Raw genomic sequence first — 18,306 nt, forward strand, 5'->3', positions numbered from 1 at the left:
CAACCACTATAATAATGCCCTGTAAATAAAATGGAATATGTATATTCTGGAAGGCGGCAGCGTTTTCCGGTCAAAAGATACCAGAAAGGAAGCGGCAGACATGGAAAAAGAGTACAAGATGAGCCAAGCCCGGGCCGATGAGCTTCAGGAGGAGCTGAACTATCTCAAAACCACCCGGTCCGACGAGGTGGCGGAGCAGATCAAGGTGGCCCGGGGGTTCGGTGATCTCAGCGAGAACAGCGAATATGACGAGGCCAAGAACGAGCAGGGCAAGCTGTACTCCCGCATTGCCGAGCTGGAGGAGATTCTCCAGCACGTGGTCATCGTGGACGAGAGCAGCAGCACCGACGTAGTGGCCATTGGCTGCAAGGTGACGGTGAAGGGCCCCGCCGGCGAGGCGGCCTATTCCATCGTGGGCTCCCAGGAGGCGGACCCCATGCACGGCATCATCTCGGAGGAGTCCCCCTTCGGCAAAGCCCTGATCGGAGCCAGGGAGGGAGACACCGTCTCCGTGGAGGCGCCCCAGGGCGTAATCAACTATACGGTGCTGAAAATTGAGCGGTAAAGGAGAAGGCAGTCATGAGTGAACAGAAGACATCCCAGCAGCCGGAGCAGGATCTGAACGAGCAGAGAAGAGTCCGCCGGGAGAAGCTGGCGGCGCTCCAGGCCGCCGGACAGGACCCCTTCCAGATCACCAAGTACGTGGTGACCCACCACTCCGCCGACATCAAGGAGGGCTTTGAGGCCCTGGAGGGGCAGAGCACCTCTGTGGCGGGCCGCATCATGAGCAAGCGGGGCATGGGCAAGGCCGTGTTCTGCGATTTGCAGGACGTGAAGGGCCGCATCCAGCTGTACGTCCGCGTGGATGAACTGGGCGAGGAGGCGTTTGCCAAGTTCAAGAAGACCGACATCGGCGACATTGTGGGCGTCGAGGGCGAGGTGTTCAAGACCAAGCGGGGCGAGATCTCCGTGAAGGCCCACAAGGTGACGCTGCTGAGCAAGTCTCTGCTGCCCCTGCCGGAGAAGTTCCACGGCCTTACCGACAAGGAGACCCGCTACCGCCAGCGGTACGTGGACCTCATCATGAACGAGGACGTGCGCCGCACCTTCCAGATCCGCACGGCCTTCATCAAGCATGTGCGCAAGTACCTGGACGACCGGGATTACCTGGAGGTGGAGACCCCCATTCTGGGCACCATCCAGGGCGGCGCCACCGCCCGTCCGTTCATCACCCACCACAATACGCTGAATCTCGATATGTATATGCGCATCGCAACGGAGCTGCACCTCAAGCGGCTGACGGTGGGCGGTTTCGAGCGGGTGTATGAGATCGGCCGCATCTTCCGCAACGAGGGCATGGACCCCAAGCACAACCCGGAGTTTACCACCATTGAGCTCTACGAGGCCTACGCCGATTTCCACGATATGATGGACATCGCCGAGGGAATCCTCTCCTCCGCCGCCAAGGACATCCTGGGCAGCTACCAGGTCCAGTGGCTGGGGGTGGACATCGACCTGACCCCCGGCTGGAAGCGGCTGACCATGACCGACGCTGTGAAGGAATATGTGGGTGTGGACTTCGATGCCATTTCTGACGACGAGGAGGCCTGCAGGGCCGTAGAGGCCAAGGGCATCGACCTGGAGGGCTGCGAGCGTACCTGGGGCACCGCCCTGTACGAGGCCTTTGACCAGCGGGTGGAGGAGAAGCTGATCCAGCCCACCTTCATCACCATGTACCCGGTGGAGGTTTCCCCGCTGACCAAGCGCTCTCCCAAGGACCCCCGGCTCACCGAGCGGTTTGAGCTGTTTATCAACCACGCGGAGTTCGCCAACGCCTTCTCCGAGCTCAACGACCCCATCGACCAGCGGGGCCGCTTCGAGCATGAGCTGGCCCTGCGGGACATGGGCAACGACGAGGCCGGCATGATGGACGAGGACTATATCACCGCCATGGAGTACGGCCTGCCCCCCACGGGCGGCATGGGCATCGGCATTGACCGGGCGGTCATGCTGCTGACCAATGCCGACTCCATCCGGGACGTGCTGCTGTTCCCCACGATGAAGCCGCTGGACTAAAAATCGGCATTAGAAATTAGAAAAACGGACCATATCGCTGAAAAGCGTGGTGTAAATTCAAAAAATTGTTACGAAGTCTGAGATGCACATTTGAATTTTACGACAGTTTTGCGACAAACGAAAAGGATTTGGTATGGCAAAAGAAGTACCAGCCTCATGGCTGGTACTTCTTACTATTTTTGATGGGAGCAATTAACATGAGAGAAGGAATTCTAATTCCCGATATGCAGAGCGGACGTGCTGATATCCACTTCAGTAGCGACGACTGCTACGGTGGGCTACACTGTGGCACCACAATGGATATTTGGCTGAATGAGCAATGGGTACCCACCCGCATTGAGATGGACAGCCGCGGCTGGTTTCTGGTCGGCGTTCAGATCGAGACACTGTGGGGACAGAGGGTGCGCATCCGCTGGTGATCAGACGGCAGCACCCTCCAAGGCTGGCTGCAAAGCCGTCAATTTTGCCGAGGCCATTCCAGTATCATGGAGCCAAGGCATCACTTCATCATCCGTCAGCAGGACCGGCATCCGGTCATGGACATTGATGATAGTGTCATTGGGGACAGTTGTCAGGATCACAAACCGTTCCTCCCCCTGAAAAGTGTTCCAAAGCCCGGCCAGATACAGCCTGTCCTGCCCCGGCAGCCAAAAGTGGTATTTTGTCTTTTTCCGGTCCCACTCATAGAAGCCGGTCGTAGGCACGATACATCGCCGCTCCAGCAGGGATCGGTGGAACATCGGTTTATCCAGCGCCGTCTCACCCCGTGCGTTGATGATGACCCCCTTGCCTTTGAAACTGGGGAAACCCCAGGTCATCGGCTTGGGGGTCATTTTTTGTCCGTCCGGAAGTAGGATAGGTGCGGCGTTGGTAGGAAATATCTCCCCGGTATGGATGCTGGCAGCCCCAAACCGCGCTTGTACCTCAGCCACAATCTGGGCGATCTCCTTGGACTGCTCCGGTGCTAAACTGTATCTTCCACACATAGCTGTGACTCCTTTCGAGGATGAAGGCCGGACTGCCCTCATATACTGAGGACATGAAGCCTGTGATTTTGCATTCGGATATGAACAATTTCTATGCCAGCGTGGAGATCCTGTATGATCCCACGCTGCGGGACAAGCCAGTGGCGGTGGCTGGAGACGAGGAGGCCCGCCACGGCATTGTGCTGGCCAAAAACGATATTGCCAAACGGTTCGGCATCCGCACCGGGCAGGTGCTGTGGGAGGCCCGGCAGCAGTGCCCCGGGCTGGTCTGTGTCCCTGCCCATTACGAGCGTTACCTCGCGTTCTCTGCCCAAGCCAGGGGCATCTATACCAGTTACACCGACCAGGTGGAGCCTTTCGGCTTGGACGAGTGCTGGCTGGATGTCACCGGCTCTGTGGGACTGTTTGGGGAAGGGCCGGCCATCGCCGATGATATCCGGGGCCGCATGAAGCGGGAGCTGGGGCTGACCGTATCGGTAGGTGTGTCATTCAATAAAGTATTTGCCAAACTGGGCTCAGATATGAAAAAACCGGATGCCACCACGGTCATCACCCCGGAGAACTATCGGGATAAGGCTTGGAGCCTTCCTGTGAGTGACCTGCTTTATGTGGGCCCTGCCACCACCCGGAAGCTGAACCAGTATGGGATCACCACGATTGGGGAGCTGGCCCAGGCCAATCCTGATCTTCTGTACTGGCTGCTGGGCAAAAACGGAATCATGCTCCATCAGTTTGCCAACGGGCAGGACCACTCCGGCGTCCGGCGCTATTATGCCGTACCGCCCATGAAGAGTATTGGCAACTCCACGACTGCACCCCGGGATTTGGTTAGTGAGGATGATGTAAAGATTACCCTCATGGCCCTGTGCGAAAGCGTGGGAGCCAGACTCCGGGAGCAGAACTGCCTTTGCTCTACCGTAGCTCTGGGTATCCGGGACAACCGCCTGCTGTCCTGCGACCGGCAGGCCAAGCTGAACCGCCCCACAGCGAACACATTGGATATCTGGGAAACGGCCATGGGGCTGTTCCGGAGACACCATACCAGCAGGGAGCCTGTGCGCAGCCTGTCGGTGAAGGCCAGCGGGCTGACGCCGGCGGACGGCGTTGTGCAGTTGTCGCTGTTCCCGGAGGAGCAAAAAGCCCAGCGCCGGGCCGACATCGACCGGACGCTGGACAAAATCCGGAGCAAGTACGGGTATCATAGCATCCGCCGGGCCATTGCGCTTGCAGACCCAGCTCTGGATCTGGACGCCAAAGAGGAGCATATCATCCATCCCATCGGCTTTCTGGGGACACTCCATGAATAGCGGCTCAGCAGTTTCCAGTGTAGACATGAGACAGATATTCCTGTGCTGCCTCAGAAAGCCGGTAGACCTGCTCTACGGGCGTCGGCAGACGGTCTACCATCTGGTACTGGGGGAAGAACCGGGACAGGTGCAGAGGGATTTCCGGGCTGATTGAGGCCAGCCAGCGGGCCAGCTCCCGGATTTCCTCCTCGCTGTCGTTTTCTCCGGGAATGAGCAGGGTGGTCACCTCCACATGGCACCGCTCCGCCGCCAGGGCAATGGAATGCTTGACCGTCTCCAGGTCCCCGCCCAGCTTCCGATACCACGAGGGCGTGAACCCTTTCAGGTCGATATTGACGGCATCAATCAGGGGCAGCAGCGTCCGCCAGGGTTCCTCCTCAACCGTCCCGTTGGTGACCAGCACATTGACCATGCCTTGCTCATGGACCAGAGAGGCGCAGTCTTGGACATACTCATAGCCGATCAGCGGCTCGTTGTAGGTGTAGGCCACGCCGATGTTTCCCCGGGTGCGCAGCTCCGCCGCTTTGCTGGTCAACTGCTCCGGGGATAGCTCCACCGTCTGCATATCCGTCTCCCCGGCCATGGATATTTCATGGTTCTGGCAGAAGGGGCAGCGCAGGTTACAGCCGAAGCTGCCCACGGAGAGGATCAGACTGCCAGGACGGAAGCGTCGCAGGGGCTTTTTCTCAATGGGGTCCAGAGCCAGACTGGTCAACTTCCCATAGTTCAGCGGGATAACGGCCCCATCCCGGCAGGTCCTGGCCCGACAGAGGCTGGTTTGGCCCTCCTCCAGCTTGCAGTGGTGGAAGCACAGCTCACAAATTGCGCTCATGTATGCCGCACCACCTCAAATCGCTCCAGGGTATAGTGCTCCCGGGCGCTGATGCCGCCCTTCTGACGGGCGATGTCAATTTGCTGTTCCACAGTGTCCACGCCCTCCAAATCGGGTAGCAGCAGTCCCCTTCGGCCGCCGCAGGATACGATGACGCCATACCGCTTCACATCCAACTGCGCCGGGGAGTCGATTGGCTCCGGCACACCCAGTGCATCCACGCTGTACCGCCTGTATGGTCTTATCCACGATACGGTAGCTGCCACGCAGTCCTGCAAGATCACGGATGGTCCCATCCATCCCCTCCAGCAGCAGGGAGCCGGATAGGGCAACCTCCAGGGTGATGATCGTATTAAACCCGTCCAACACCAGATAGTCCGGTGCCTGGAGCAATTCCTTCCGCTTCCTGTTCTGCACAGCGCTGGCTGTTGATACGATGCGGGCCAGTGCCATCCGTTGCCGTTCGGAGAGAAGATGATGGTTGCCTACAAAGGTGGAGGCGGATTTTGTGTCATATCCACGGTCCATCAGGAATACCAGCTCCTGGGCGGCGGCATTCAATTTTTCGGCGGCCTTTGCTCCAAACTCAACGCTATCCTTCGGGACATAGCCGCGTCTGACGATTTCCATAGCACCCTCACTCGTCCCATAGATTGGCGTTTATACGCTACTCAAATTCCTGAATCTCATCCTGTGTTGCCTCGCGGATACTCTCTTTTCCGCAGTCAGGGCACTGTTTGGCAGGGGCAGTCCGGGAAAACAGAAAGTGGCAGCTATCACACGCATATATCATTATTTTTTTGCCTTACTTTCGTGCCCATTCAGTTTAGCACGGAACGGGGCTTTTTTCAATTCAAAACAAGAAGGAGGCCAGCCAGGTGAAATGCTTGCTGAAGTACCAGTGGGTCAAGCTCCCCCGCAGTCAGATGCCAGCAGGCAAGGGCGTCATGGGCGCCTGGGCGCGGCTGGCCTCCCGTGCGGCCTTCCGCAACGGGCAGGCTCGCTACTGTGGCTATATCAATCAAGTTACCATTGGCGCCTGGGCAGGAGGCATCGTGGGGCTCAAGAGCATCCTTGGCATCAAAAACCGGAGCAAGGCCCTGGAGATGATGGACAAGCTGGCCCAGCTGGGCTGCATAGATTATGAGCTGAACCCCAAGACAAAGAAGCTCACCTATCAGATCAAAGACTGGGTGGTCCAGTGCTCCGGCGAGCCCTGCATGGGCTCCGAGGCCGTCTATGCCACCCAGGGGTATGGCTTCCTATGTCTGCCCCGGAACATTACCCAGCGCCTCGCGGAAGCGCACTATCACTTTGATGAGTTGGACGCATGGCTGGATCTTTGGTGCCACACAGTATGGCAGGAGCCCGGCAATGCGTTCTCTCATATGGCGCCTGTTATCCAGTTCGGCAAGTATGGCGCCGTTTTGACCCTGGAAACCCTCGGCCACCGTTGGGGATGGGAGAAGACGAAGGTCTGGCGCTTTTTCAAGAAGCACGCGGATGCCTTCCCGCTGCAAAAGCTGCCTGGCTCTTTCGGCTGCCTGATCTTTAACACCGGCTACCCAGCAGGAACCTCTTTTACTCTGCCGGAGTCAGCACAAGTTAAACGTATTTTAGAGGAAATACGCATTTGGGGCGGAAATACGCACACCAATAGCAGAAGCGACCATGAGCGGGTGAACCGCTGGGTCGCATGGTATAGCCGTAAGGTAATGCCGCAGATCCCGCAGCCGCAGTCTGACCCCGCGGTGGAGCAGTGCCGTGTTGCAGTTTCGGGCTGCCCTATTTCGCGCGCGTATTTTTCTCCGTGTAGGCATTGTAAGAGTTTCGTTGAGGACTGCCAGGGTGTAGAGGGAATTTCCCCGGTCGAATTTGAGCTTTTGCCCAGGGCTGGCCCCAAAGCCGGCCCGCCATTCGATTTTGGAGGTATTGACTATGGCAGATTTGAAGGCGACCCGTTGTGGTGAGCTGCCGAAAACTGAATTTTCTCCTCAGACGGAGCAGCTGATTTCGCTGCTGGAGCGCCGGGGGATCGTGGAAGACCACAGCATTGTGAATGAAAAAGCCCGTCAGGCGGAACAGGCTCTGCGCCGCAACATGTACCATAACACCCAGATGATGCTCAAGCACTACCGGGACATCGTCTGGGCGCTGGAATGCTTCCCGGAGCAGGTGGCGGAGGAGCTAGACCGCCCGCTGAAGGACTTGGACGCCCTACTCAGCATGGTGGATACTCAGCTGGCCATGGGGAACACCCGGCTGGAGCATCGGATGCTGAGTATCAAACAGTCCCGGCTGCTGCTGGACCGGATCAACGATGCCCTGACGGTACTGCGGCAGAAGCCGGGGAACGGCGAGATGATGTATAATATCATTTTCCAGACCTTTGTCACCCCGGACAAGCTCACGCACCAGGAGATCCTGTACCGGCTGGACATCTCGGACCGGCACTACTACCGGCTCCGGCAGCAGGCGGTCAACATCCTCTCCATCCGGCTCTGGACGGCCCCGGCGGGGTGCCTGGACGCATGGCTGGAGATCCTGACCTTGCTGGAGGGAAACTGATGGCAGAAAAATGGCAGGAAAATTGGCAGCGCCGCCGCTGATGACATGGGGAGTGTAAATGTGGTATGATGGTAGCGTCCAAAAGTGGGCACGGGCAGTGCGCCGGTCCCGCAGAGAGCCTTTGGCTTCCCTGCGGCCCGGCGCTTTTTGCTGTCCAGATTATCAGGAAGGAGGAACCTGTATGGCGAAAAAAGAGCACGAGAAGCACACCATCAGCCCCAGATCGGCAAGGCTGCAGCGCCGGGTACAAGCGGCAGTGTCTGTCTGCTACATGATGCTGCTGACCGCACAGCCTGCCGCAGCAGCCGACACCATGTGGACCCGCTTTTCCACGATCATTGCGGACGTCTACGGCCAGCTGGTGGGCATCTCCACTATCGTGGGCGTGACAGCCGCAGCTGTGGCGCTGCTGGTGCGCATGATCTCCCGCAACGAGCGGGCGGTTGCCGAGGCCACCAGCTGGCTCAAACGGATCGTGGTGACGTGGATTGTCCTCAACACGCTTGGATTCGCGGTGGCATACCTGCAACCGCTGATCCAGGGCGGACAGTACACCCCCTGAGCAACCGCAAATGAACCACACAACCAAAAAAGGAGGAAACGCCCAGTGAAAAAAAGGTTCATTTCCCTGTTGGTATCGCTTCTGGTGCTGACGGCGCTGGTGCTGCCCGCCGGGGCAGCGTCTGTGGATCTGGCGGATCCGGAGGCCCTGCTGCCGGTGGACATTATCATCGACCAGGATTCCAGGGAAATCCGCAAGGTCTATGACCTCTCGCCCAACACGGACCCTGCTGCGCTTCCTATGGAGGCGTTTGAGCGGGACGGGTCCAGATATGAATGCACCGACATTCTGCGGGAGGTGGTCATCGGCTCCGAGACCCAGACCATCACCCAGACGGAAACTGTGGACAGTGCCAAGAAGGACATGGAAACCGTCCTTGAACTGCTGCCCCAGGAGAAGGAGACCACTACGGAGGACGGTTTTACCGGCACCCTCCATTTGGTGCTGGACAGCATCAAGACCGAACCTGCCGGGTATGGCAGCTCCACCAAGCCTGTCACAGCCACCCGCAGCTATCCCAACCTGGCCAGCGCCGATGCCAACCATCTGCCCAAGACCATTACAGAGGGGGGCCGGACGCTGAAACTCCAGGACATCCAGTGGCAGACTGATAATACCTATAATGCCGATGACTACGAGATCGGAGACCGGTTTACCGCTATCTGTACCTACGGCGGCAGCAAGTCGGTCAGCTATGTCACCGGCTACACGACTACCGCCAATTACACTGGAGAGGTGTACCGTACCGGCGTGACGGTCATCCGCTATACCGTCATCTTTACCGGTACCCCTATCGCCTCTGTTGATCCGGAGCCTGTGGCGAAGGAGGACCAGCCGCAGGCCGGAGCGGGGTGGCCGGTTATGACAGTGCTCGGTTTGGCCGCCCTGGCCGCTGGCGCGGGCGGAACCTATTTTGTGATGAAACGAAAGGAGCGCATGAGCTATGAAGAAACTGCTGACGATGGCCGGGGTGGCGCTGATGCTCACCATGGCGATGGCCACGACGGCCATGGCGGCCGAGTATAATATCGACGGTCCGGAGGACCCCCTGTTCGCCTCCCCCACATCGGTGGACCAGGTCACAGTAGTGGGCGGCGGTGTGACGGAGCAGAGCAATATCGACCGCAGTAAGAATGCGGCCGTGGTTCCGCCGCCCTTCGGCAGCCCTGAGTCCTACCAGACCGGGAGCGGGGCCGTGCTGATCCCGCAGACGCAGACTCAGACGAGCGGTTCCGCCACTACTCCCATCGGAGGCGGTACCGCCTATTACCCGCCCGCTGAGTCCGTAACCCCGCCGGCGAGCGATGTCACCACTTCGTCCACCTCGTCTACCCCTTTCACCCTGCCGGATGGGCTCTACTACTCGGATGGCAGCATCGGCCGGTTGAAGATCCCGAGTATCGGGGTAAACGTCAAGGTCTACGAGACGGAGAGCCTGGAGAGCCTGGCCAAGGGGGCAGGACACTTCAAATCCACCTCCTGCTGGGATGGCAACGTGGGGATCGCTGGCCACAACAGAGGGGTGACCAATCACTTCGGCAAAATCCACACCTTGAAAACCGGGGACCAGATCACATACACCACCCAACTGGGTACCAGGACGTATGAGGTCTTTTTTGTCGGGCAAATCGAGGAGACAGACTTCTCCCGGCTGGAGCGCACGAGCGATAACCTGATCACACTGGTCACCTGCGTTCGGGATGTCCGAAACATGCGCTGGTGTGTGCAGGCCCGGGAAGTGCGTTAGCCGCGTTGTAAATTCCCCTGCTTATTTGTATAATTATGGTGAATACAAAAGAACAGGAGGAATCGAACATGAAAAAGCACACAATGAGCTTCGTGGCAGGACTGCTCACCAGCGCAATGCTGTTCGGCGGCGGCGTAGCCTATGCCGCTGGGGTAATGGCGGAATACGCCCCTCAGCAGGCCTACGTGGACGGTGTCCCGGTCCAGATGAATGCGTACAACATCGGCGGCAACAACTATGTCAAGCTCCGTGACATCGGACAAATGGTCGGTTTCAATGTCTATTGGGACGGCCGGGCGGTCCAGATCGACAGCAATGCTCCCTACACCGGCGAGGCCCCCGCACAGGGGAATGCTTCCATCCGTGTAGGCAGTTCCAAGGGGAGTACGCTGAAAGAGGGCGTAACCAGTACCTTGATTATCGCTCCCAGCCGTTCGGACTATACGGTGACCTCCAGCAACCCCGCCGTCGCCCATGTGGCGGAAGTCCTAGGCCATTGGACCGTAAACACCAAAGCCCCAGGCGCGACAGTCATCACGGTGACTGCCCCAGACGGGAAGACGGGAAGCGTGTCCATTACGGTGGAACCCTCAGCCCCCACCAACGGGAACGCCGGGAGCAATAATCTAAACGCCAATATGGAGATCCGGCTGGAGATGATTCGACTGATCAACCAGACCCGCGTAGCTTACGGTGTGCCAGAGCTGCCTGTTGATGACGCTCTGATGAACGCGGCCCAGACCATGTCTGACAAGCAGTATTCCTGGCACAACTCCAAGGAAGAGTGTGAGGCTGCCCTTGCATTCGGCTACCCGCACGGTTTTGGATCCAACCTGACAGCATTCACCGGCGTAGGATCAGCGGACATCGCTCAACACGCTGTTGCGAACTGGATCAGTTCGCCCGGTCACTTCGAGACCATGATTGATGCTGGCGGTGGCAGCCTGGGCGTCGGTATTACCGAAAACGATAGGGGAGCGACATTCTGCTTTATGTTCATCGGGCTACCGGGAACACACAACCCGTACGAATAACTGAATAACCGGCAAACAAAGACCTTTCAGCTACGCTGAGAGGTCTTTTTCTATGCCGAGAAGGAGAATGACAAAACATGAAATATATCCATAAACCGCATAACCGCCTGATCGCGGCTCTGCTGGTGCTGGTCTGTCTGCTTGGGCTTCTGCCTACGACAGCCATGGCCGCTACTCCGGACACGATCAAGATGGACGACTGCGCCTACAATGGTGTCAAGTATGATTCCCCGGCCCTGGGCGAGTGCTATATGCACCAGATGCACTTTGGTCTCAACGGAAAGAGTACGATGGGCTTCTGTGCCGAGAAGGGCAAGGGCATGGGCTGGTCGCTGAAAGGCCACACATGGGGTAATCCAAAGCCCATCTCCGATCCCACGGTCAAGACGATGATGGCCTACTTCTACGCACATTCCACCGGTGTCTTTACCGACCGGGCGATTGCCCTAGGTGAAAACGCCGTTTGGAACAGCAACTACACCTGGACAATGAACGCCTGGACACAGGCCATTGTTTGGCGGTACAAGGCCGGTCTGCTGGCAGACCCTGTCACCGCCTGTGCAGAGGAGCTGATGTGCGTCTACAACAATCTGGAACACACGAACTACACCAGCATTGATGACCTGATAGACGGCATATCTTTCCGCGACCGGGTCAAGTACATCTTGGATTTGGGCGCTGAAGGTGTGTGGGGCGAGTGTGAAGTCTATGAGTACGCATATACCGGCCCTGGCTCCAGTTATCACCCCTCCAACGATGTTCAGGCCGTTATGGTGGGCGAATTGAGTGTCATCCGGGAAAGATACGGTCTCACAGTCAGAAAGGTTGACTCCACTAACCCCAATAAAGGACTGCCCGGTGCCCGATTCTTGGTTGCATCTGAAAATGGCGCTTACTCTAAAGAGATTGTGACAGGCCAGGATGGCACCTATACTTTGTCCAATTTGGAAGCTGGTACCTATGCCGTGACTGAATTGGAACCGCCGGCCGACTATGAGATCGACAATGCTGGGCCACAGTATGTGGTTTTGCCCAGCGGCAGCGATAAGACTGTAACGGTTATCTTCACTGATACGCCGGTCATCACAGGCGAGGGCAGTATCCGCAAAGTGGATGCGGACGACCCAACCAAAGGGCTTGCCGGTGCAGTCATCAAAATCACCGGCGTAGACAATGACTTCACCGGCACCTATGTCACCGGCGTGGGCGGCTATCTTACTGATGTGCCTTGGAAGGATATGCCCATTGGCAGCTTTACTGCGGAGGAGGTCACTCCCCCGGAGGGTTATACCAAGAGTCCTGACGTCAGCAAGACAAAGCAGACTTTTGTGTGGGATGGCAAGACCGATGTCGCCTTGGTCTTTGAGAATGACGCCAAGGTGAAGGTCAAGCTCATTAAGCTGGACGACAGTGACAACCCCCTCCCTGGCGCTGTATTCAACATCATCAAGGATGGCCAGATCATCGGCACTGAGGCCACGAAAGCGGATGGCTCCATTACCGTCACCGATGTGACTGAGGGTATGTACGCCTTTGTGGAGGTGAGCGCCCCATCGCCCTACGCCGCGCTCACTGATCCAGTCATCGCCCATGTGGACCAGGCCACCATCAACGGCGGCGGCACTGTCACCGTCACGGCCTCCGACAAGAAGCTCCCGAGCCTGACCGTTTTGAAGCGGGACGCCAAGACCGGCGACGTAATTCCCAATACCCACTTTGAAATCAAGGGCATCCACTACGGCTACCACAATGATGTGACCACTGGGCCGGATGGCAGGGCCGTTCTCACCAATATCCCTGTGGACAGCTATGAAGTGACCGAAAAATCCGTTCCCGACCCTTACGTTGTCAGCGAGGAACCTACCCAGACCATTTGGCTGGAGGCTGGCGACAATAAGGAGCTGATTTTTGACAATCAAAAGCAGCCGTTGCTCAAGATCAGCAAAATTGAGAAGGGTACAGGCAAGCCTATCCCCGGCACCGTCTTCCTCTTGGAGGCGATTGATGGGGATTACCGCCATGAGGTGACCACAGAAGCCAACGGCTCTGTGGAACTGCGAGTTGCCCCCGGCAGCTATCGCGTGACAGAGAAATCTGTCCCGGAGCCTTATGTGATCAGCGATAATCCCACCCAGACCATCAGCTTAAACGGCGGTGACGAGAAGGAAATCATCTTCGAGAACCTGAAGAAGCCTGAGCTGACCCTTTCGAAGATCGATGCCGACACACAAAAGCCGATTCCTGGCACTGTGCTGCGGGTGGAGGCGATCAACGGCGACTATCAGGACGATTGGACCACCGGAGCTGACGGCAAGGTAACCAAGTACGTCGCGCCTGGGACATATCGTGTCACGGAGATCTCCGTACCCGCTCCTTGGTATCTGCCGGATAAGGATGCTGACCGTGTGCAGACGATCAGCCTCAATCCCGGCGATGCGAAGGAGCTGGTCTTCAGGAACCGGAAAAGCCCGGAAATCACCATTTTTAAGGAGGATTCCGTTGCTGGCGCACCGATTGAGGGTGCAAAATTCCATGTGACCTATACGTCCACTGGTGAGGCTGCGGAGGCCCCTGCCTCTGCGGATTATGGCTATCTGTTTACAGATGCCAACGGTGAGATCAAGCTCCATGAGAAGGGCAAAAAACTCTACCCCGGTGAGTTCACTATCACGGAAGTGGCGCCCGCCCCCGGATTCCAGATGAAGGAACCTATTACACAGACGGTCATCATCCACGGCAACGAGAGCAAGACCGTCACATTCCAAAATGAACCGCTGAATGCGATTATCGTTGAAAAGTACGATAGCGTGACCCATGAGGCATTGCCTGGCTGTACCTTCCAACTGCGGTATCTGGGCGGAACCTCTGGCACTGGCGGCACGGTGATTGGGCAGAAGGTGACAGGGAAAAATGGTACCTGCATCTGGACAGGCCTAAAAAGCGGCACATATGTCGTGGAGGAGGTTGATCCGGCAGACGGGTACAGCATCATCAATTCTTCCGAAACGGTGTATCTGGCGGACAGCGGCGAACAGAGTGTCGTCACGGTCCGCTTTGACAATGCCCCTGATGGGAACCTCCTAATCCGGAAGGTCTGCTCTGTCAATCCCAGTATTCCCCTTCAGGACGCGGAGTTCAAGGTCATGTATGCCGATGGGACTCTGATTGGCGATGGAAACGGCATCTACCGGAGCGATGAAAATGGAGAGGTACGGATCTCCGGCCTCAAGCCTGGAAAAAGCGTCGTCGTGACGGAGGTTCGGGCACCGGACGGGTTCATCCTCGATACACAGAGCCAAACCATCCAGATCAAAGAGGGACGGACAGTCACTTTGACCTTCAAAAATCAGCCCCGCGGCTCCCTAATTATCCAGAAACGGGACAGTATCAGCGGTCAGCCGCTCCCGGGCGCACAGTTCCGCGTGACAACGGCGGCGGGCTGCGAGGTCGGTCTGGACGGCGTGATCGGCACCGCCACGCTCACCTCAAATGGGATCTTCACAACAGATTCCAATGGTGAGATCAGGATATCCAATCTCGCCCCCGGTGCGCTGATATTGACAGAAATCCAAGCCCCGGCAGGCTATGTCATTGACAATCCCAGCACAAATGTCGTGATTGGCCCCAATGGTGACACACAGACCGTCATCGTGACCAACACCCCCAAGGGCGGTCTGATTGTGGAAAAATATGACAGTGTGACAAAACTGCCCTTGGCTGGCGCACAGTTCAAGATCATCTATTCAAATGGTGAGCTGCTGCCGGACAACGAGGGCCTGATCAGCAGCAACGGCCTCTATACCACAGATGTTAATGGCCAGATCGTCCTCTCCAAGGTAAAGCCTGGAACGCTGGTCGTAACCGAGGTCAGGGCCCCGGACAATTACCAGGCAGACCCCATGCCGCAGACGGTCGTGGTCAATGCGGGTGATACCCAGACCCTCCGCTTCTATAATGACCCCCTCTGCACGTTGACCATCCTCAAACGGGATGCTGTGACGAAGAAGCCTTTGAAGGGCGCGGAGTTCACCGTTCGGGACAGTGAGGGCAGGGCCATCGGGCCCAACAATGGCCGGTATATCACCGGGACCGACGGGACTGTGACCGTCTCCGGGTTGGCGCCTAACGCCACCATTGTGGTGTCTGAAAGCAAGGCCCCCACTGGCTATATCAAGGACGAGACCCCGAAAAACATCGTTGTCCGGACTGGCGTTGCCAACAGCCTGACCTTTGACAACGAGCCCGCCACTACCCTGATCATCCGCAAATTCATCGAGGGGACCGCAAACGAACCTCTGAGCGGTGTAGCCTTCAAAGTAGTTGATGGGAGCGGTGCGGCGGTTGGACCGGATGACGGGGTCTATTATACTGACCACGCCGGCGAGATCGTTCTGGACGGCATCGAGCCCGGCACCACCGTGATTGCCAGAGAAATCAAGACCGTAGAGGGCTATGTTCTTGACGGAACCCCTCAGGACATTCTCATAAAAGCCGGCCAGGTACAGCAGCTTACGTTTTGGAACAAGCGCGCCGGTACTTTGGTCATCCAGAAAAAGAACAGCGTATCCGGTGCTTTGATCGCCGGGGCACAGTTCCAGCTCACCTACGCCAATGGTGGTTTTGTAGATAATGACAATGGCCACCTGAGCAGCAATGGCCTCTACACTACGAATGATAAAGGAGAAATCCGTATCTCCGGCGTGACCGGCACCATCGTCGTAAAGGAGGTAAAGGCAGCTCCTGGCTATGTCATCGATCAGAGCACCCAGACCCAGACTGTCACCGTTAATCCGGAAGACACACAGACCCTCGTGTTTCTCAATGAGCCTCTGTGCAGTTTGACGCTGAAAAAACTGGATTCTGTGACCGGAAAGCCAGTCCCCAATACGGAATTTACCGTGAAGGACGGGAACGGAAATATTCTGGGCCGTTATACCACAGGAACGGATGGCACTGTGACTGTATCCGGACTCGTTCCCGGCAGCACCGTAGTCGTGTCTGAAAGCAAGGTTCCCAGTGGCTATGTCCTTAATACTACGCCCCAAACCATCATCATTAAGAACGGCAGCAATACGCTGAGCACTGGCGGTGCTGGAACGGTCGGCGGCAACAATGACGGAACCGGTGTTGGCGGCAGCAATGATCTGGTCTTTGAAAACGATCCTAAGACCCGCCTTGTTATTGAGAAGTACATCACTGGGACCACCACTCCGCTGAAAGGCGTAACCTTCCTGGTCACGGAATCCAACGGCCAGGTGGTAGGCAGTTCCAATGGCGAGTTTGTGACCGATGAAAATGGCCGCATTGTGATTGAGGGCTTGGAGCCTGGCATTACCATTATTGCCAAGGAGATCAGGACATTGGAGGGGTTCGTTCTCGACACCACACCCAAATCCATTAAGATTGAGGTCGGGGACGCACAGACCCTGCGCTTCTTCAATGAAAAGCAGGGAACCATCGTGATCCGAAAGTTGGACAAGCAGACGAATGAGCCACTGGCAGGGGTGGAGTTCCAAATCACCTATTCGGATGGCAGCTATTTGGACGATGACTACGGCCATCTGTCCAGCAAGGGCCTATACAAAACCGATGCTAACGGGGAGATCCGCATTTCCGGTGTGGTGGGTACGCTGGTCATCACAGAAACCAAGCCCTTGCCCGGTTATGTGATGGACGAGGGCACTAAGACACAGACCGTGCGCGTCAACGCCGCTGACACACAGACCATTACGGTATATAACACCAAGGTCGGGGGTCTTACCATCATCAAGAAGGACGAGGAGACTGGAGCGCGTATCAAGGGCGTTGAGTTTGAAGTCCGTAAGCTGAACGGGGAGATCATCGGTACCTACACCACTGATGCCAGGGGCGTCATCAGTCTGCCCCAGGCCGAGAAGGGATGGTATCAGGTGGTGGAACTCAAAGCCGCCAAGGGTTATAAATTAGATGATACGCCCTACCAAATCGAGGTGAAGGACGGTGGCACCGCCACCCTGGAGATCACCAACCGGCAGAGTGGCAGCGCCCTGATCCACAAGATCGACAGTGTGACTGGCAAGGGAATTTATGGAGTAAAGTTCCTTCTCTCCGATGCAAAAGGCAACCCCGTAGGCACATACGAGAGCGATAATGAGGGGTATGTCTACATCGACAAGGAACTGGCGGACGGCAGGTATACCATCCGGGAGATCGAGTGTGCGGAGGGCTACATTCTGGATACTCAGCCCAAAACCGTCTATGTGGAATATGGCGGCTGTACCACCATCACTTGGAAGAATACCGCCATCACCGGCCAGATCCAGGTCTGGAAGAAGTCCGCAGATGATAACGCCATCAACGGCTTCCCCGCCGGCACTCCTCTGGAGGGTGCTGTTTTCGAGATTTACGATAAAGCAAATCGGCTGGTGGACACCATCAAGAGCGACAGTCGGGGATTGGCGGTATCCAAACAGCTTCCCTTGGGCCGCTATACCCTGAAAGAGGTCACCAGCCCCGCCTATTACAGCCCTGCCAGCGAGACTGTTACCGTCTACCTGGAGCATGAAGGCCAAATCGTGCAGATAGAGGTCTTGAACAAGAGCGTCTACACCCATGTGTCCGTGAGAAAGAGCGGCTATACCCAAGTGGTTCCCGGCCAGTCCATTCGGTACACGTTCAAGGAGATTGGCAACAACTCCACGGTGCCCCTGGATAACTTCTTCTGGCGCGACACACTGCCCACAGATGCGGTTCGGCTGGACAAGATCATCACCGGCACCTGGTCGGCCAAGCTCACGTATAAGGCCGTTTTCCGCACCAACGTCAACGGGGAATATCGCACACTGGCAGACAACCTGGACACCCAGCGCAGCTATACCTTGGATGCCTCGCCTGCCGCACTTGGGCTGGCCAGCAACGAGTATGTCACTGAGGTGATGTTCCTTTTCGGCCGGGTACCTGCGGGCTTCAAGCAGATGCAGACCCCGTATATCTATTGCAATGTGCTCTCCAGCGTCACCCACGAGTACCGGTTTGCCAACAAGACCGATGTAGGCGGTACATGGCAGGGCCAGTGGATCATGGCCAATGACCGGTGGGTAACCATCGTCTACCGGGGCGGCCCCACACCCACCCTGCCCAGAACGGGCTATTGATGTTCCAAAACACGCACGCTCGGGGGCGGCGGCTGTAAAGCTGCCGCCCTCAGACCATGAG

The 18,306-nt window shown here is 57.2% G+C and carries 13 protein-coding genes and 2 pseudogenes; 11 read left to right on the plus strand and 4 right to left on the minus strand.

Annotated elements, in window-relative coordinates:
- The first annotated feature begins 100 nt into the window (after positions 1-100).
- From greA to C816_RS03680, 3 genes are all read left to right on the plus strand, one after another.
- Positions 101-565, plus strand: a complete 465-nt coding sequence (gene greA, locus C816_RS03670) for a transcription elongation factor GreA (RefSeq protein WP_016321069.1) — start codon at positions 101-103, stop codon at positions 563-565.
- A gap of 14 nt (positions 566-579) precedes the next feature.
- Complete coding sequence (gene lysS / locus C816_RS03675) at positions 580-2,076, plus strand: lysine--tRNA ligase (RefSeq protein WP_016321070.1); 1,497 nt, start codon at positions 580-582, stop codon at positions 2,074-2,076.
- A gap of 197 nt (positions 2,077-2,273) precedes the next feature.
- Positions 2,274-2,495 carry a DUF5348 domain-containing protein gene (locus C816_RS03680; protein WP_016321071.1) on the plus strand — a complete coding sequence of 74 codons (222 nt, stop codon included), beginning with the start codon at positions 2,274-2,276 and terminating at the stop codon, positions 2,493-2,495.
- Here the strand turns inward: C816_RS03680 and C816_RS03685 are convergent, their stop codons facing one another.
- Entirely contained in the window at positions 2,496-3,062 is a 567-nt protein-coding gene (locus tag C816_RS03685; RefSeq protein WP_016321072.1) for an SOS response-associated peptidase, read from the minus strand.
- Between the two features lie 80 nt (positions 3,063-3,142).
- Here C816_RS03685 and C816_RS03690 point away from each other — a divergent pair, with 80 nt between their 5' ends.
- Positions 3,143-4,369: a DNA polymerase Y family protein gene (locus C816_RS03690; protein WP_242832104.1), complete on the plus strand. Its 1,227-nt coding sequence runs from the start codon at positions 3,143-3,145 to the stop codon at positions 4,367-4,369.
- A gap of 4 nt (positions 4,370-4,373) precedes the next feature.
- On the opposite strand, the gene amrS is transcribed toward C816_RS03690, so the two are convergent.
- The 3 genes and pseudogenes from amrS to C816_RS24705 all read right to left on the minus strand — a co-directional run.
- Positions 4,374-5,201: an AmmeMemoRadiSam system radical SAM enzyme gene (gene amrS / locus C816_RS03695; protein ID WP_016321074.1), complete on the minus strand. Its 828-nt coding sequence runs from the start codon at positions 5,199-5,201 to the stop codon at positions 4,374-4,376.
- Positions 5,198-5,431, minus strand: a pseudogene (locus C816_RS23405) (AMMECR1 domain-containing protein); the annotation flags it as partial. The pseudogene C816_RS23405 and the gene amrS, both read right to left, overlap by 4 nt.
- Before the next feature lie 49 nt (positions 5,432-5,480).
- Positions 5,481-5,831: pseudogene (locus tag C816_RS24705) on the minus strand (DUF434 domain-containing protein); the annotation flags it as partial.
- A 248-nt stretch (positions 5,832-6,079) separates the two neighbouring features.
- On the opposite strand from C816_RS24705, the gene C816_RS03710 reads away from it, so the two are divergent.
- The 7 genes from C816_RS03710 (at position 6,080) to C816_RS03740 (ending at position 18,245) form a co-directional block, all read left to right on the plus strand.
- Positions 6,080-7,171, plus strand: a complete 1,092-nt coding sequence (locus tag C816_RS03710) for a hypothetical protein (RefSeq protein ID WP_016321076.1) — start codon at positions 6,080-6,082, stop codon at positions 7,169-7,171.
- Complete coding sequence (locus C816_RS03715; protein WP_016321077.1) at positions 7,140-7,769, plus strand: hypothetical protein; 630 nt, start codon at positions 7,140-7,142, stop codon at positions 7,767-7,769. Before C816_RS03710 ends, C816_RS03715 begins: the two co-directional genes overlap by 32 nt.
- Positions 7,770-7,950: 181 nt before the next feature.
- A complete protein-coding gene (locus tag C816_RS03720; RefSeq protein ID WP_016321078.1) occupies positions 7,951-8,331 on the plus strand; it encodes a hypothetical protein in 381 nt (126 codons plus the stop codon).
- Between the two features lie 45 nt (positions 8,332-8,376).
- On the plus strand, positions 8,377-9,357 hold the full coding sequence (locus C816_RS03725; RefSeq protein ID WP_016321079.1) for an LPXTG cell wall anchor domain-containing protein: 981 nt from the start codon (positions 8,377-8,379) through the stop codon (positions 9,355-9,357).
- Entirely contained in the window at positions 9,275-10,078 is an 804-nt protein-coding gene (locus C816_RS03730) for a class D sortase (RefSeq protein WP_040654599.1), read from the plus strand. The genes C816_RS03725 and C816_RS03730 overlap by 83 nt, the downstream gene beginning before the upstream one ends.
- A gap of 68 nt (positions 10,079-10,146) precedes the next feature.
- Positions 10,147-11,112, plus strand: coding sequence for a CAP domain-containing protein (locus tag C816_RS03735; protein ID WP_016321081.1), 966 nt, complete (start codon positions 10,147-10,149; stop codon positions 11,110-11,112).
- A gap of 77 nt (positions 11,113-11,189) precedes the next feature.
- Positions 11,190-18,245 carry an MSCRAMM family protein gene (locus C816_RS03740; protein WP_016321082.1) on the plus strand — a complete coding sequence of 2,352 codons (7,056 nt, stop codon included), beginning with the start codon at positions 11,190-11,192 and terminating at the stop codon, positions 18,243-18,245.
- Positions 18,246-18,306 lie beyond the last annotated feature (61 nt).

The sequence above is a fragment of the Oscillibacter sp. 1-3 genome (assembly GCF_000403435.2).
GTDB lineage: Bacteria > Bacillota > Clostridia > Oscillospirales > Oscillospiraceae > Oscillibacter.

Bases quoted from the DNA above. Each gene is read 5' to 3' on its own strand.
- greA (WP_016321069.1), top strand. From the start codon at position 101: ATGGAAAAAGAGTACAAGATGAGCCAAGCCCGGGCCGATGAGCTTCAG.
- lysS (WP_016321070.1), top strand. From the start codon at position 580: ATGAGTGAACAGAAGACATCCCAGCAGCCGGAGCAGGATCTGAACGAG.
- C816_RS03680 (WP_016321071.1), top strand. From the start codon at position 2,274: ATGAGAGAAGGAATTCTAATTCCCGATATGCAGAGCGGACGTGCTGAT.
- C816_RS03685 (WP_016321072.1), bottom strand. From the start codon at position 3,062: ATGTGTGGAAGATACAGTTTAGCACCGGAGCAGTCCAAGGAGATCGCC.
- C816_RS03690 (WP_242832104.1), top strand. From the start codon at position 3,143: ATGAACAATTTCTATGCCAGCGTGGAGATCCTGTATGATCCCACGCTG.
- amrS (WP_016321074.1), bottom strand. From the start codon at position 5,201: ATGAGCGCAATTTGTGAGCTGTGCTTCCACCACTGCAAGCTGGAGGAG.
- C816_RS03715 (WP_016321077.1), top strand. From the start codon at position 7,140: ATGGCAGATTTGAAGGCGACCCGTTGTGGTGAGCTGCCGAAAACTGAA.
- C816_RS03720 (WP_016321078.1), top strand. From the start codon at position 7,951: ATGGCGAAAAAAGAGCACGAGAAGCACACCATCAGCCCCAGATCGGCA.
- C816_RS03730 (WP_040654599.1), top strand. From the start codon at position 9,275: ATGAAGAAACTGCTGACGATGGCCGGGGTGGCGCTGATGCTCACCATG.
- C816_RS03735 (WP_016321081.1), top strand. From the start codon at position 10,147: ATGAAAAAGCACACAATGAGCTTCGTGGCAGGACTGCTCACCAGCGCA.
- C816_RS03740 (WP_016321082.1), top strand. From the start codon at position 11,190: ATGAAATATATCCATAAACCGCATAACCGCCTGATCGCGGCTCTGCTG.